Origin of the sequence: Sphingomonas sp. PL20, from assembly GCF_017875905.1 — a bacterium.
In the GTDB taxonomy this organism is placed as follows: Bacteria; Pseudomonadota; Alphaproteobacteria; order Sphingomonadales; family Sphingomonadaceae; genus Sphingomonas; species Sphingomonas echinoides.
In genome coordinates this window covers 4,184,825-4,199,448 of the sequence record NZ_JAGINH010000002.1, presented here as the reverse complement: position 1 = coordinate 4,199,448, position 14,624 = coordinate 4,184,825, and the positions used below count along the sequence as shown (strand labels likewise).

The 14,624-nt window shown below is 64.8% G+C and carries 14 protein-coding genes; 9 read left to right on the top strand and 5 right to left on the bottom strand.

Going from position 1 to position 14,624, the window contains the following annotated elements:
* Nucleotides 1-102 precede the first annotated feature (102 nt).
* From H4W01_RS19820 to H4W01_RS19780, 9 genes are all read left to right on the top strand, one after another.
* On the top strand, nt 103-1,332 hold the full coding sequence (locus tag H4W01_RS19820; protein ID WP_066112623.1) for a TolC family protein: 1,230 nt from the start codon (nt 103-105) through the stop codon (nt 1,330-1,332).
* Nucleotides 1,329-2,822 (top strand): efflux RND transporter periplasmic adaptor subunit, encoded by a 1,494-nt coding sequence (locus H4W01_RS19815; protein WP_010405530.1) that lies wholly within the window; start codon nt 1,329-1,331, stop codon nt 2,820-2,822. Before H4W01_RS19820 ends, H4W01_RS19815 begins: the two co-directional genes overlap by 4 nt.
* Complete coding sequence (locus tag H4W01_RS19810) at nt 2,819-5,962, top strand: efflux RND transporter permease subunit (protein ID WP_033963083.1); 3,144 nt, start codon at nt 2,819-2,821, stop codon at nt 5,960-5,962. The genes H4W01_RS19815 and H4W01_RS19810 overlap by 4 nt, the downstream gene beginning before the upstream one ends.
* Nucleotides 5,963-5,979: 17 nt before the next feature.
* On the top strand, nt 5,980-6,372 hold the full coding sequence (locus tag H4W01_RS19805) for a copper-binding protein (protein WP_010405537.1): 393 nt from the start codon (nt 5,980-5,982) through the stop codon (nt 6,370-6,372).
* 125 nt (nt 6,373-6,497) lie between these two features.
* Nucleotides 6,498-6,728 carry a YgjV family protein gene (locus tag H4W01_RS19800; RefSeq protein ID WP_334685373.1) on the top strand — a complete coding sequence of 77 codons (231 nt, stop codon included), beginning with the start codon at nt 6,498-6,500 and terminating at the stop codon, nt 6,726-6,728.
* Nucleotides 6,729-6,787: 59 nt separating this feature from the next.
* Nucleotides 6,788-7,120 (top strand): IS66-like element accessory protein TnpA, encoded by a 333-nt coding sequence (gene tnpA / locus H4W01_RS19795; protein WP_209611178.1) that lies wholly within the window; start codon nt 6,788-6,790, stop codon nt 7,118-7,120.
* The gene (tnpB, locus tag H4W01_RS19790; RefSeq protein WP_010189271.1) at nt 7,117-7,464 is read left to right on the top strand and encodes an IS66 family insertion sequence element accessory protein TnpB; all 348 of its coding nucleotides are present in this window, start codon (nt 7,117-7,119) and stop codon (nt 7,462-7,464) included. The genes tnpA and tnpB overlap by 4 nt, the downstream gene beginning before the upstream one ends.
* A 46-nt stretch (nt 7,465-7,510) precedes the next feature.
* Nucleotides 7,511-9,115 carry an IS66 family transposase gene (gene tnpC / locus H4W01_RS19785; RefSeq protein ID WP_209611180.1) on the top strand — a complete coding sequence of 535 codons (1,605 nt, stop codon included), beginning with the start codon at nt 7,511-7,513 and terminating at the stop codon, nt 9,113-9,115.
* Nucleotides 9,116-9,151: 36 nt separating this feature from the next.
* Nucleotides 9,152-9,541, top strand: a complete 390-nt coding sequence (locus H4W01_RS19780) for a YgjV family protein (protein WP_209612917.1) — start codon at nt 9,152-9,154, stop codon at nt 9,539-9,541.
* Here the strand turns inward: H4W01_RS19780 and H4W01_RS19775 are convergent.
* The 5 genes from H4W01_RS19775 to H4W01_RS19755 form a co-directional block, all read right to left on the bottom strand.
* Nucleotides 9,473-9,916, bottom strand: a complete 444-nt coding sequence (locus H4W01_RS19775; protein ID WP_010405543.1) for an MAPEG family protein — start codon at nt 9,914-9,916, stop codon at nt 9,473-9,475. The two genes, H4W01_RS19780 and H4W01_RS19775, sit on opposite strands and share 69 nt — an antisense overlap.
* 274 nt (nt 9,917-10,190) lie before the next feature.
* Nucleotides 10,191-12,311: an NAD(+) synthase gene (locus tag H4W01_RS19770; RefSeq protein ID WP_081988567.1), complete on the bottom strand. Its 2,121-nt coding sequence runs from the start codon at nt 12,309-12,311 to the stop codon at nt 10,191-10,193.
* Between the two features lie 35 nt (nt 12,312-12,346).
* Nucleotides 12,347-12,913 carry a signal peptidase II gene (gene lspA, locus H4W01_RS19765; protein ID WP_126849018.1) on the bottom strand — a complete coding sequence of 189 codons (567 nt, stop codon included), beginning with the start codon at nt 12,911-12,913 and terminating at the stop codon, nt 12,347-12,349.
* Between the two features lie 64 nt (nt 12,914-12,977).
* Nucleotides 12,978-14,243, bottom strand: a complete 1,266-nt coding sequence (locus H4W01_RS19760) for a sodium:proton exchanger (protein ID WP_245535557.1) — start codon at nt 14,241-14,243, stop codon at nt 12,978-12,980.
* Nucleotides 14,244-14,270: 27 nt separating this feature from the next.
* Complete coding sequence (locus tag H4W01_RS19755) at nt 14,271-14,612, bottom strand: DUF190 domain-containing protein (protein ID WP_010405551.1); 342 nt, start codon at nt 14,610-14,612, stop codon at nt 14,271-14,273.
* Nucleotides 14,613-14,624 lie beyond the last annotated feature (12 nt).

The following is a 14,624-nucleotide window of genomic DNA, read 5'->3' as shown; positions in this document are numbered from 1 at the left end:
GGCTAGGCCAGCAGTGGCGGCGGGATGCCCCCCATCCCGCCGCCACTGACATGCCTGTCATATTGCGCGATGCCGGCCTGACCCTCCGATCAGGAGTTTTCCATGCGATTGTTTCTTTGCGCGCCGCTTCTTGCGGCGATCCCCGGCATTGCATTCGCCGGTCCGCTCACCTTCGAAGCTGCGCTCCAGCGCGCCCGACAGGAAGCCCCGTCGATCAAGGCCAAGGCGCTCGGCGCCGATGCCGCGCGTTACGCGCGCGGCGCGGCCGGAGCTCTGCCTGATCCGACGCTCGGCGTGAGCGTCGAAAGCTTCCCGATCTCGGGACCGCTCGCGTTCGAGCCCAATCGCGACGATTTCACCATGGCGCGGGTCGGCGTGTCCCAGGACATTCCCAACCTCGCCAAGCGCCATGCCCAGCAGGCGCGCGCCGATAGCGACATCAAGGTGGCCGAGGCCGATACCGCGGTCGAGGCGCGCACCGTCGAGGTGGGCACCGCGCTTGCCTGGATCAATCTCGCCTACGCCGAACGCCGGCTTGCCGCTCTCGACGATGTTCTCTCCCGGCTCGAGCGCGTGGTGGGAACGACGCCGGGGGCTGTCGCCTCGGGCAACGCACGGCCGGCGCAGACGCTTGCCGGTCAGCAGGCGGTCGCGGCGATGCAGGATCGCCGCAGCGAACTGGTCTCCAACGTGGCGCGCGCCCGCGCGACGCTGACCCGCTGGACAGGCGATCCCGCGCCTGAGATCGCTGGACCAATCCCTGAATTCCCGGTCGATGCCGCCAAGCTGCGTGCCGGCCTTGATCACCATCCCACCATCGAGATGATCGATGCCCAGGCCGACCAGGCGGATGCCGATGTGCGTGTGGCCGACGCCGGTCGGCGCTCTGATTTCGGTGTCAACCTGGCCTATCAACGCCGCGACCCCCGTTTCGGCGACTTTATCTCGGCCGGCGTGACGGTCAGCCTGCCGTTCTTCACCCGCAATCGCCAGAATGCCGGGATCGCGGCGGCCCAGGCCAGTGCCGGGCGGGTCTTGGCCGAACGCGAGGCCGCGCGGCGCACGCTTGCCGCCGACCTTGACGCTGATATCGCCGACCATGTCATGCATCATGAGCAGTGGATGCGCGCGCAGGGCACGCTGCAACCGCTCGCCGAGCAGCGCGTGAAGTTGGAAACAGCGAGTTATGGTGCGGGCCGCGCCAGTCTGATTGACGTCGCGGACGCTTTTGCCGCGCTCGCCGATGCCACCCTGACGACCGTTGATCGCGAAGCCAAGGTCGCAGCGGACGGAGCCGGATTGAACTTTACTTACGGGAGCGCACCGCGATGAGCCAAGTTACAATTACCCGCAGCCGCCTTCTTGGTGCCGCTGCTCTTCTTGCGCTCGCTGCTGGCGGGATCGGTTTTACCGTGGCCCAACAATGGGAAGGTTCGCACGATCCGGAGAGCGCGAAGCCCGCCGCGCGCAAGATTCTCTATTGGTACGACCCGATGATCCCGGCCGAACATCATGACGGTCCCGGCCTTTCGTCGATGGGGATGCAGACGATCCCCCGCTATGCAGATGAGGCGGGGGCAGGCTCGGCAGCGCCGGGGATTTCAATAGATCCTTCCGCGTCTCAGGCGCTCGGGCTGCGCACCGTCCTGGTCCGACGTGGCGCTTTGGCGAGTAGCGTGACCGCGACGGGGACGATCGATTTCAATCAGCGTGATATCGCAGTCGTCCAGGCACGCACTGGAGGTTTCGTCCAGCGCGTCTATGCGCGCGCACCTGGCGACATCATCGGGGCAGGGGCACCTCTTGCCGACCTACTGGTGCCGGAATGGGGCGGCGCGCAGGCTGAATTCCTTGCGGTCCGCCGCACCGGCAACGCGGCGCTGACCCAGGCCGCGCGCCAGCGGCTCATGCTGCTCGGCATGTCGTCGGGCACGATCGCCTCGGTCGAGCGAGCGGGACGGCCGCACAATGTCATCACAATCTCTACGCCCACCCGCGGGGTCATCAAGACATTGAACGTGCGGGCGGGCATGACCATGATGGCAGGCCAGACGCTCGCGGAGGTCAATGGCCTCGGCACGGTCTGGCTCAATGCCGCTGTACCCGAGGCGATCGCCGGTCCGCTCAAACCCGGACAAACCGTGCAGGCCACGCTTGCCGCTTTTCCTGGCGAGACCTTGTCGGGCCGTGTCTCGGCGATCCTGCCCGAGACTCAGGCCGACAGCCGCACCCTTACTGTCCGGATCGAGCTGCCCAATCGCGGAGGACGTCTGCGTCCCGGCATGTTTGCTACCGTCTCGTTCGGTGGAGCCACGCAACCGGCGTTACTTGTGCCCTCCGAAGCGCTGATCCGCACCGGCAAGCGGACCTTGGTGATGCTGGCCCTCGACAAGGGCCGCTACCGACCCGCAGAGGTGCAAATCGGAAGGGAATCCGGCGATGACACCGAAATCCTCGCCGGGCTCTCCGAAGGTGAGAAGGTTGTCGCCTCGGGCCAGTTCCTGATTGATTCCGAGGCAAGTTTGTCCGGTGTCGAAGCGCGGCCAATCGGAGCTGCCACGCCAACCGCCGCCGCGAAGCCCGCGGCTACGGGAACGCTTTACGAGACCGTCGGCAAGATCGAACAGATCACCGCCAATTCGGTGACGCTGAGCCACGAGCCCGTGCCGGCGATTGGCTGGCCGGCGATGACGATGACGTTCCAGCTTCCCGATCCGAAGATTCCGCGTGGCCTGAAGACAGGGGACCGCGTTCGCTTCGGCTTCGACCGGCCTCCCGCGGGGCCAACGATACGACGTATGACCAAGGTGGCGGGCCAATGATCGCTCATCTCATCCGCTGGTCGGTCAGGAACCGCTTCTTCGTCTTGATCGGCGTACTGGCCCTCATCGGCGTGGGCGTCTGGGCCGTGCGATCGACCGCGATCGACGCGCTGCCCGATCTCTCCGACACGCAGGTCATCATCCGCACCAGCTACCCGGGCCAGGCACCGCAGATCGTCGAGAACCAGGTCACCTATCCGCTCACCACCACCATGTTGTCGGTGCCAGGGGCGAAGACGGTGCGCGGCTACTCCTTCTTCGGCGACAGCTTCGTCTATGTGATCTTCGAGGACGGCACCGACCTCTACTGGGCGCGCAGCCGTGTGCTCGAATATCTCAACCAGGTGCAGGGACGATTGCCGGCGAGCGCGCGTAGCGCGCTCGGTCCCGATGCGACCGGCGTCGGCTGGGTCTATGAATATGCGCTGGTCGACCGGAGCGGCCGGCATGACCTGTCGCAGCTCCGCGGGCTTCAGGACTGGTTCCTGCGCTACGAGCTGAAAACCGTGACCGGCGTCGCCGAGGTCGCCAGCATCGGCGGCATGGTGAAGCAATATCAGGTGCTGCTCGATCCAGTGAAGCTCGCTGCCTACGGCGTCACCCATCAACAAGCAGTCCAGGCGATCAGACAAGCCAACCAGGAGTCGGGCGGCTCGGTGCTGGAGATGGCCGAAGCCGAATATATGGTCCGCGCCTCGGGCTATCTGAAGACGCTCGACGATTTCCGGGCGATCCCGTTGAAGACAGCAAGCGGTGGCGTTCCGGTCCGGCTAGGCGACGTCGCCACGATCCAGATCGGTCCGGAGATGCGGCGCGGCAGCGCTGAGTTGAACGGCGAAGGCGACGTCGCCGGCGGCGTCGTGATCCTGCGCTCGGGCAAGAATGCCCGCGAAACGATCGCAGCGGTCAAAGACAAGCTCGCCGCCCTGAAGGCAAGCCTGCCGCCCGGCGTTGACGTCGTGACGGTCTATGACCGCTCGCAACTGATCGATCGCGCGGTCGATAACCTCACCCACAAGCTAATTGAGGAGTTCATCGTCGTCGCGATCGTCTGCGGCCTGTTCCTCTGGCACGTCCGCTCGGCGCTGGTGGCGATCCTGACCCTGCCCTTGGGCGTGCTCGCCGCGTTCGTCGTCATGCGGTTTCAGGGCGTGAACGCCAACATCATGTCGCTGGGCGGCATCGCCATCGCCATCGGCGCGATGGTAGATGCGGCCGTGGTGATGATCGAGAATGCCCACAAGAAGATCGAGCGCTGGGAGCAGGATCATCCGGACGAGCATCTCGAGGGCGAGATGCGCTGGATCGTCGTCACCGAAGCCGCGGCCGAAGTCGGCCCGGCCCTGTTCTTCAGCCTGCTGATCATCACGCTGTCGTTCATTCCGGTGTTCACGCTGGAGGCGCAGGAGGGCCGGCTGTTCGCGCCGCTCGCCTTCACCAAGACCTATGCGATGGCGTCCGCCGTGATCCTGTCGGTGACCCTCGTTCCGATCCTGATGGGGTGGTTGATCCGGGGCCGCATCCCAGCCGAGCAGGCCAATCCGGTCAACCGCTGGCTGACCAACCTCTACCGCCCCGCGATCGACTGGACGATGCGAAAGCCGAAGGCGGTGCTGGTGATCGCTGCGCTGGTCTTCGCGACAACGGCCTGGCCACTCACCCGGCTCGGCGGTGAGTTTATGCCCAATCTCGACGAGGGCGACCTGCTCTACATGCCCTCGGCCTTGCCCGGCCTCTCTGCGGCCAAGGCCTCGCAACTGCTCCAGCAGACCGACCGGCTGATCAAGACGGTGCCCGAGGTCGAGAGCGTGTTCGGCAAGGCCGGCCGCGCCGAGACCGCGACTGATCCGGCGCCGCTGGAGATGTTCGAGACGACGATCCAGTTCAAGCCCCGCGACCAATGGCGTCCCGGAATGACGCCGGACAAACTGGTCGACGAACTCGACCGCACGGTGAAGCTGCCCGGCCTCGCCAATGTCTGGGTGCCGCCGATCAGGAACCGCATCGACATGCTGGCGACCGGCATCAAGAGCCCGATCGGGGTCAAGGTGTCGGGCGCCGATCTCGCCCAGCTCGATCGCATCGCGCATGATGTCGAGACGGTCGCCAAGACCGTGCCGGGCGTTTCCTCTGCCCTCGCCGAACGGCTGACCGGCGGGCGCTATGTCGATGTCGATATCGACCGCGCTGCCGCCGCGCGGTTCGGGCTCAACATCACCGATGTGCAGGCGATCGTCTCGGGCGCGATCGGCGGCGAGACGATCGGCGAGACTGTCGAGGGGCTGGCCCGCTATCCGATCACCGTGCGCTATCCGCGCGAACTGCGCGACAGCCTGGAGGGTCTGCGGACACTGCCGGTCCTGACCCCTTCGGGGCAGCAGATCACGCTCGGTACAGTTGCGAACATATCGATCGCCGAAGGGCCGCCGATGCTCAAGACCGAGAATGCCCGGCCATCGACCTGGGTCTATGTCGATGTGCGCGGGCGCGACCTCGCCTCGGTGGTCGGCGATCTGCAAAGGGCGGTGGCGAAGCAGGTCAGACTCTCGCCGGGCGTCAGCATCGCTTACTCAGGCCAGTTCGAATATCTCCAGCGGGCGATCGACAAGCTCAAGCTGGTGGTGCCAGCGACGCTGCTGATCATCTTCGTGCTGCTCTACATGATCTTCGGGCGCTTCGACGAAGCTGCCCTGATCATGGGCACGCTGCCGTTCGCGCTCACCGGCGGTATCTGGACGCTGTACCTCCTTGGCTTCAACCAGTCGGTTGCGACCGGGGTCGGGTTCATTGCCCTCGCCGGTGTCTCCGCCGAGTTCGGCGTGGTGATGCTGATCTACCTCAAGAACGCGCTCGAAGAGCGCGGCCACGATCCCGATGCGAGCCAGGTCGAGACGGCGGTTCGAGAGGGGGCTCTTCTCCGCGTCCGCCCCAAGGCAATGACGGTCGCGGTGATCCTTGCCGGCCTGCTGCCGATCCTCCTCGGCTCGGGCGCGGGCTCGGAGGTCATGAGCCGGATCGCAGCGCCGATGATCGGTGGCATGCTGACCGCGCCGCTGCTCTCCATGTTCGTTCTGCCCGCCGCCTATCTGCTGCTGCGCAAGCCCAAGACCAAGACCAAGCCCACCCATCAACCCGCCTAACATGCAAGGAGAAGACCATGAACTATGCACGACTGACTATCGCCCTCGGCCTCGCCGCCCTGACCGCCGCGTGCGGCAAAAAAGCGGAAGCACCTATCGCGACCGAGACCAATCAGGCATCGCCCGATGCGGCGATGAGCGGCGATATGGCGAATATGGCAATGGCGCCCTCCGCGACATCCGCGATCAAGGCCAAGGGACAGGGGACGGTGAAGGAGATCGATAAGGCGGCAGGCACGATCACGCTCGACCATGGCCCGATCCCGGAAGCCAAATGGCCGGCGATGACGATGGCGTTCAAGGCAGCGCCTGGGATCACCGATGCCGCCAAGGTCGGCGACAAGGTCGATTTTGATGTCACGCTTGTTGGCAGTGCGGGTGAGGTGACAGCAATCCAAAAGAAGCCTTGAATGGTCGATTTCATGAGGGCCATTAAAGCGTAATTAACCTCGTTCCTTCACGCTTCAGCTATGGGAAAAGACAGAGCTGAGCGCGGCACGCAGATCAACACAGGAACAACCGCGCGGGGGCCGTCGTGATTGCCACCGCGTTCGGTTGCATGGCTCTTTTGTGCGTCATCAGCTGGCCGTTTTTCAGCGACTATAAAAAGGTCGTCCAAATTCAGAGTGCAGGCGCTGCCGCCTTCGCGATGTATTTTCTGATGTTGGGATCTCCTACGGCGGCGATCGCGTGCCTCATTTCCTGCGCGCAGCTCGTCGTTTCGGCGTACCCCTCCGGTGTGGACCGCCTTGCCGGGAACGGGTGATCGGCTGACGTAGCACTGGTGCAAGCGACGGTGTTTGCACCGGTGTTAGCGATGGTGCGATGAGTCAGATCACGATTATTTCGGGCGCGGAGCGGCGCCGGGTTTGGACGGACGATCAGAAGCGGGCGCTGGTGGCGGCGGCCTGCGAGCCGGGAGCGAGCGTGGCGGAGATCGCGCGGCGTGCCGACCTGCGGCCGAGCCAGCTTTATCGGTGGCGACGCGATCTTGCCGAGCCGGTGTCGCCGGGCTTCGCGGCGGTGACGGTCGGCGCCGAGCCTGAGCCCGCGGCAGGATGCGCGATAGTGCTGGAGGTCGGCGGGGCGGTGCTGCGGATCGCAAGCGATGCGCCGCCCGCATTGGTGGCGGCTGTGGTGCGGTCGCTCAGGCGATGATCCCGGTCCGAAGCGACGTCCGGATCTGGCTCGCGACCGGGTGCACAGACATGCGCCGTGGGATGTTCGGTTTGGCGTTGCTGGTGCAGCAAGGGCTCAAGCGCGACCCGCATGCCGGCGATCTCTACATCTTCCGTGGACGACGCGGCGATCTGATCAAGGTGCTGTGGCATGACGGTGTGGGTATGTCGCTCTATGCCAAGCGGCTCGACCGTGGACGGTTCATATGGCCTGCGGCGACTGATGGCGTCGTAGCGATCACCGCGTCGCAGATGGCGTGTCTGCTCGAAGCGATCGACTGGCGTAATCCGCGCATGACATGGCGTCCGCAGGCCGCTGGATGATGCTAAAAAGCTAGGTTTTCCGGGGCTTTTTCGCTATCCTCAAGCCATGGCAGCGGCACCCATCAGCGATGTCACGGCGCTTCGCGCGGCACTTCTGGATGCCGAGGCCGAAGCTGCCCGCGCGAAGGCGATCAACGCCGATCTGGTGGCCCGGGTGGCTCTGCTCGAGTTGCAGAACGAGAAGATGCGTCGGGCACTTTACGGGCAGCGTTCCGAGCGCGGCCAGTTGTTGATCGGCCAGCTCGAGCTTGGTCTGGAGGAGCTGGAGGCGAGCGCCGGCGAGGATGAGGCTCTGGGCCAGCGTGCCGCGGCCGGCACCCCTGTCGAGGCGTTCACCCGGACGCGACCTTCGCGCAAGCCGTTGCCGGCGCATCTGCCGCGCGAGCGCGTCGTCGTTGCCGCGCCCACCAGTTGCGCCTGCTGCGGGTCGGACCGGCTGTCGAAGCTGGGCGAGGACGTGACCGAGACGCTGGAGGTGATCCCGCGGCAGTGGAAGGTCGTGCAGACCGTTCGTGAGCGGTTCGCCTGCCGCGTGTGCGAGGGTATCACCCAGCCACCTGCTCCGTTCCATGCGACGCCGCGCGGGCTGTTCGGACCAAGCTTTCTGGCGATGGTCATGTTCGAGAAGTTCGGGACGCATCAGCCGCTCAACCGTCAGCGCGACCGCTATGCTCGGGAGGGCGTGGAGATCAGTCTGTCGACGCTCGCCGACCAGGTCGGGGCGTGCGCGGCCGCACTCGCGCCGCTCCACCGGCTGATCGAGGCGCACGTTCTAGCCGCCGAGCGGCTCCACGGCGACGACACGACCGTGCCGGTGCTGGCGAAGACCACGGCCCATGTCGGACGCCTATGGACCTACGTGCGCGATGACCGACCGTTCGCAGGGCCTGCGCCGCCAGCTGCCCTGTTCCGCTATTCGCGGACCCGTCGCGCCGAACATCCGGTCGCACATCTCACCGGCTATGGCGGTATCCTGCAAGGCGACGCCTATGCCGGCTACAACACCCTGTTCCGCTCCGATCGGTCGCCGTCACCAGTCACCCGTGCACTCTGCTGGGCACATGCCAGGCGCAAGTTCTTCGAGCTGGGCGACGTCGCCGCGCAGCTGAAGCGGCGTAAGGGTGCATCGGTCATCTCGCCGATCGCGGCCGAAGCGGTCAGGCGGATCGACGTGATCTTCGACGCCGAACGCGCGGTCAACGGCAACACCATCGCGGAGCGGCTTGCCATGCGCCAGGAGATCGCGATCCCGCTCGTCACAGACCTGGAGCAGTGGCTGCGATCCCAGCGTGCCGCGCTCGCACGCCACAACCCGGTCGCGGGTGCGATCGACTACATGCTCAAGGACTGGGCTGCGTTCGCCCGGTTCCTCGACGACGGCCGTATCTGCCTGACCAACAACGCCGCAGAACGCGCGCTGCGTGGCGTGGCCCTCGGTAGGAAGTCGTGGCTGTTCGCAGGCTCCGACCGCGGCGGCGAGCGCGCCGCGTTCATGTATACGCTGATCGGCACCGCCAAGCTCAACGACATCGATCCGCAAGCCTGGCTCGCCGACGTCCTCGCTCGCATCGCCGATATCCAGCAGAGCCAGCTTTGCGAACTGCTACCTTGGAACTGGCGACGACCAGCAGAACTGCTCAAGGCCGCGTAAACGCGGTCCTTACCGGATGCTTACGTTTCGGCATCGGTGCGTGATCGCTATGTCGTCGTGCGACTCTACGGAGCCAGCCTCATTATATTGTCTTTCCTTTCGGTAGTGACATGGCACGGCATACCGTCTGCGCTGGCATTGACGGGGAGCTCGCTGGGTAGTCTGGCGCGCTTGCAGACATCGACTACGCGTATGAAGGGGCTCTTCCTCCTGGGGGCTCCATTTTGGCTTGCCCATAATTTGATCGTCGGAGCTCTGTTCGCGTTGGGGACAGACGCGGTATCGTTGGCGTCAAACCTGGCGAACCTGATGAGGTTTGTGGTGCGTCGCCGGAGGACTGTATCTTTCAGCCAAAGGTCAAGCGCTTCCGCCAATGCGCCCGGAATATTTGCTCAGGCTGGACCGGTTTCGACACTGGGCATTTAGTGGCATGCCACGCACCTCGATCCGTCCTGCCGCGAACAGGACTACGGCGCCGGTGATGAAGCCGAGCGGAGCGTCGCCATCGACGGTGGAGAGCCCGAGAAAGGCGATGCTCGTCATCGTCGCCTGCTCAAGCGTGTTTTGAAGAAATGCGAGCGGCACCCTCAGCCGCTCGCTTGGAGGAGCGAAGGCGGAGCCGGGATTGTCATGTGCCGAGTAGCGCCGGATGGTCGACACCATCCCGACACCGATGGCGACCCACAGCATTACGAGGAGGCTTTCGCGGGCGGCAAACGCGAGCCGCGGGGCAGTTTCCCGTGGCAGCTCAATCTGTTCGGGAAGCCACAAAGTGGCGACACCCAGGACCGTTGCGCACATCAGGAAGACCCACCCGGCCCTCCCTTCGTATTCCCGACCGTTCTGCGGCCATGGTCAAAGGCTTCGGATGCTCAGCCATTGTCGTTCGCTCCAGCTTGCCTGCCGATGGATCGTCGCCGCCCCTCCGCGCCCTGGATGGGGGCCGCCCCGCAACGGCGCCTCCGTCGCACCCACGTCGGGCTGCCTCTTCGCCGTGCTCGGGACGACGATGTCGCCGGGCGCCCCGAGGTGCGGACGGCCGGTGCGCAGCCACCGGGCCGTATGGTATCGGATTTCATCGGACAATGGGTCTGCCCTCCGCGGCTACCGCAGGTGGTTCCTGCGTCAGAGGAGACACGTCCGCCGCGTTGAGGTCCTCGGGCACGTTGTTGCAAAGCTCATCGATCCAGAGCTGGCCGTTGGCGTCCGAGGGCGCGCGCCAATCGCCGCGCGGCGACAGCGAGCCGCCAGTCGTGACCTTCGGCCCATTCGGCTGGGCGGATCGCTTGAACTGGTTGGCGAAGAAGCGGCGCAGGAAAACGTCGAGCCAGTGGCGGATGGCAGGTATATCATAGGAGCGCTTCTGGTCCTCCGGAAAGCCCGGCGGCCAGTTGCCCGCGGAGGCGTCCTGCCAAGCGTGCATTGCTAGGAAGGCGATCTTGGAGGGGCGCAGCCCAAATCGGGTCAGATAGTAGATCCAGAAGTCGTGGAGTTCGTAGGGGCCGATCTTTTCCTCTGTACTCTGCGACTGGCCTTCGGATGCCTGCGGGATGAGCTCCGGCGATATAGTCGTCCCGAGCACGTCGAGCAGGATGTCGGTCACTTGGGCGTCGAACAGCCGGTTCGACGCCGTCCACCGGATGAGGTGCTGAATGAGGGTCTTCGGAAGCGAGCCGTTGACGTTGTAGTGGCTCATCTGGTCGCCGACGCCGTAGGTGCACCAGCCGAGTGCGAGCTCCGACATGTTGCCGGTGCCGAGCACCAGGCCCTGGCGCTGGTTGGCGGCCCTGAACAGGAGATCGGTCCGGATCCCCGCCTGCACGTTCTCGAAGGTCGTGTCGTAGACCGGCTCCCCGCTCGCGAACGGGTGCCGCAGATCGCGAAGCATCTGGTTGGCCAGCGGCGTGATATCGATTTCCTCGGCCGTCACCCCGAGCCCGCTCATCAGCGAATGCGCGTTGGACCTGGTCCTGCTGCTGGTGGCGAAGCCGGGCATCGTGAAGCCGAGGATGTCGGTACGCGCACGCCCGAGCAGATCAAATGCCTTCGCCGCGACAATCAGGGCGTGGGTCGAATCCAACCCTCCGGACACGCCGATGCAGATCTTGCTTATTCCGGTCGTCTCAAGGCGCTTCGCGAGCCCGGTCACCTGGATGTTGAACGCCTCGTAGCAGTCCTGATCGAGCCGGGCTGGATCGTTAGGTACGAAGGGGAAGCGATCGATGCGTCGCCGCAGGCCCAAGTCGCCAGCGGGCGGCTGGAGAACGAAGGACACGCGACGGAAGCGCCGGTCCGGCATGCCGTTGGCGATTGCCGCCTCGTTGAACGTACCGGTCCGCATGCGCTCCAATTGCAGCCGCTCGATGTCAATGTCCGCGACGGCCATCTGGGACTCTGCGCTGAAGCGCTCCGTCTCCGCGAGTTGGGCCCCGAGTTCGTAAATGCAGGCCTGGCCATCCCAGGCTAGATCGGTTGTCGACTCCCCGTGTCCAGCCGCCGAGTAGACGTAGGCGGCCCAGCAGCGGCCGGACTGGACCTCGCAGAGGCGTCGCCGTGTGTCTGCCTTGCCCACCACGATGTTGCTGGCAGAGAGGTTCGTCAGGATCAGCGCGCCGGCGAGCGCGCCGAAGTCGCTGGGCGGGGCGGGCGCCCAGGCATCCTCGCATATCTCGGTGTGGAAGATCAGGCCGTCGACATCCTCCGCCTGGAACAGGAGGTCCATCCCGAACGGAACGGGCTCGCCTCCGAGGCAGATCTCGCCGCGCACGTCCCGCCCGGAGGCGAACCAACGCTTCTCGTAGAACTCCCGATAGTTGGGCAGGTGCCCCTTCGGCACGACGCCGAGAATTCGACCCCGATGAATGGCGATGGCGCAGTTGTAGAGCCGCCCCTCACGGCGCAGCGGTGCCCCGACGAGGAGGACCGGGTGGAGATCGCTACTTTCGGCGACCAGCTCCAGAAGTCGTCGTTCGACCTCGTCGAGCAGGGCCCGCTGATGGAGGAGGTCGTCGATCGAATAGCCCGACAGCCCGAGCTCCGGGAAGACCATCAGCGCGACCCCTTCATCACTCCCTCTGCGGGCGAGCCTCAGTGTTTCCTCGAGGTTGAACGCCGGTTCCGCGATCCTGCAGAGGGGGCAGCAAGCGGCGACCCTCACAAAGCCTTGTCGGTAGATCGACAGGAAGTGGCCTGTCATGGGTGGCGCTCCCTCATTCATCCCCGCTTCTGACATCAGTTCTTCCCGCAACGGGTGGATCGCGGCTTCAAATGCCCGTTGGACTCGTCGCAGGCGATGAGCATGATGACGAAGCCAACGGTGATGAAAGCATCTGCCATATTGAACGTCGGCCAGTGAGATCCGCCCCAGTGGAGGTCGATAAAGTCGCGTACGGCGCCGAATCGCAGCCTGTCGGCGATATTCCCAATGCCGCCGCCGAGGATCATGCCCAGCACGGCGCGGTAGAGAGGACTCGCCGACCGCAGGATCATCGCGAGGAGAAGAGCCGTGACGGTCGCCGCGACCCCGATCAGCAGGATCGGATGCACCCTTGTGCCGATCCCGAAGGCAACGCCGGCGTTCATGCTGGACGTGATGGTAAGGAAGGGGAGGACGGGTATCGCGCCGTGGCTTGCAACGAGCTCGAAGGCCGCCGGCTTGGTCACCTGGTCCACGGTCAGGGCGAGCCCTGCGCCCAGCCAGGTGGCAGCCCTCGTCATGGCTTCACCCTCGCGCTGCGGCGTATTCCCCGGCCTAGAGGCTGGGCTGTCGAGGACCGGAGCGGCGAGTTGGTCAAACAACGACTCCACCTCCTACGTTTGCCGGCGGGCCGGCCGTGTCGGTTCAACGACGCTGGCCGTCTCACTAGCCTGTTTTCCTGAAAAGCGCGCCAAGCGCTTTGCGGTTCGTCAAGAACAGGCCAGCCGCGAGCGCCAGATAGCCCCAAGCCAGCCACGTCAGACTGTTGACGATACGCAGTTCGTCACCCTGCCAGATTACCGCCAAAGCCACCTGGGCGACGAAAAGGGTAGCGAGCGCCGCCGCACCCACCAGACTGAGGCGAAGACGCAGCAGCAAGCCGATACCGAATAACGACTGTGCGGCAGTGAGGAAGAATTCCTCGTGTTGGCGTGTGTCGAGCGGGAGGCTGGTCAGATGCCCCGCGCCCAAGCTGACCGCCAGCGGCAACATGCCGACTAGCAGAGTCCATTGATTGATCTTGTCGGACATCATCGTCGCGAGGCCGGACGCGGCGCGGCCCGACAGCACGAACAGCGCCGCCACGACGACGGCAGGCGCTTCGCTGGCCAGCGGCGCGAGCCACTGGATCAGCAAGAACTCGTCGAACCCCAAAAGGCGGCCCGAGTCGATCATCGACTCTGCAAAAGGTTCGGCGGATACAAGAATAATCGCGGCTGCGACGATCGTCAGCGCTCCCATGGCTAACCATTGGCGAAGGGGTGAAAGCAGCATGAGCGCCGCGGCCGGGCCAGGCTCGTCGTCATCGTCGTCATCGTCGTCATCAGCGTCTGCGCCAGTTTCCTTCCGACTGGCGCGCCACATATACACCCCGAACAGCGCGATAAGGACGATGGTGTCGATGGGTGAAATTCGGCCCTTCGCCACGATCGCGAAGGCATAGATGCTTGGCAGAAGCAGAAAGAGGATTTCGGTTCGGTTCGCGGGCCGTAACTCAATGGCGCGATCCCGCGTTCGCCGCCAGTGAAGCAATACCAGAAGCGGCCAGGCAAGGCCGACGAGCAGCCGATTTGCGCCGGTCATGTTCGCCGCGGCATAATGGACGTAATTCGATCCGGGGTTCGCGCCCGCCGAATAGGCGTAGTAAAAATCCACGGCATATTCAGGGAGCACGGTGATCAGCGCGACGATCGCCACGATCAACCCTGCCGAAATGCGCTTCTCGGCCGCCTCGGCGCCCCATGACAAAAGGAACCCCGCAGCGAGGATAGCCGCTCCGAAAACGAACGTGTCGAGCAGCGGGTTGGGACGCCAGCCTTCGATCCGCAGGATCACGGCGGGAATCATTGCCGCCCCGACCAGCACGAGCAACAGGGCAAAGCGGCGCAATGATGGCCGTGGAGACGAAGCGGAAGGAATATCAGTCGCCAAGAACGATCCTCACCCTGATCCCAAACCTCACTCTGGTTGTATACTGCTGACCGAAAGCTCTGACCCGAGAACCTCCACTGCTTCGAGCGTCATCAATCCTATCCCTGGCACGTCGGACAGGTCCGACACGAACGCCCGCAAACGAGCGTCGAAATCGACGATCTCGATCACCACGGCTCGATCGCTTTCGAGTACATGCCTGCGATGAAGATGCGCCGATCGCCCGAACCCAATAAGCGCCTCAAGCACGGTCACGCCGGCGAGTCTGGCGTCACGCGCCTTGGATGCGACCACCTCGAGCACCTTGCGGTCGCCGTAATAGGCGGCCTCGTCGGTGTAGATGCGGAGCAATTTGGTATGTTCGCTCATGCTCGCCTCCTG

Excerpts from the sequence above, each read along its gene's own strand:
- tnpB (WP_010189271.1), top strand. The coding sequence starts at position 7,117 with ATGATCCCGGTCCGAAGCGACGTCCGGATCTGGCTCGCGACCGGGTGC.
- H4W01_RS19775 (WP_010405543.1), bottom strand. The coding sequence starts at position 9,916 with ATGTGCGCAACGGTCCTGGGTGTCGCCACTTTGTGGCTTCCCGAACAG.
- H4W01_RS19770 (WP_081988567.1), bottom strand. The coding sequence starts at position 12,311 with ATGACAGGCCACTTCCTGTCGATCTACCGACAAGGCTTTGTGAGGGTC.
- tnpC (WP_209611180.1), top strand. The coding sequence starts at position 7,511 with ATGGCAGCGGCACCCATCAGCGATGTCACGGCGCTTCGCGCGGCACTT.
- tnpA (WP_209611178.1), top strand. The coding sequence starts at position 6,788 with ATGAGTCAGATCACGATTATTTCGGGCGCGGAGCGGCGCCGGGTTTGG.
- H4W01_RS19810 (WP_033963083.1), top strand. The coding sequence starts at position 2,819 with ATGATCGCTCATCTCATCCGCTGGTCGGTCAGGAACCGCTTCTTCGTC.
- H4W01_RS19755 (WP_010405551.1), bottom strand. The coding sequence starts at position 14,612 with ATGAGCGAACATACCAAATTGCTCCGCATCTACACCGACGAGGCCGCC.
- H4W01_RS19820 (WP_066112623.1), top strand. The coding sequence starts at position 103 with ATGCGATTGTTTCTTTGCGCGCCGCTTCTTGCGGCGATCCCCGGCATT.
- H4W01_RS19815 (WP_010405530.1), top strand. The coding sequence starts at position 1,329 with ATGAGCCAAGTTACAATTACCCGCAGCCGCCTTCTTGGTGCCGCTGCT.
- H4W01_RS19805 (WP_010405537.1), top strand. The coding sequence starts at position 5,980 with ATGAACTATGCACGACTGACTATCGCCCTCGGCCTCGCCGCCCTGACC.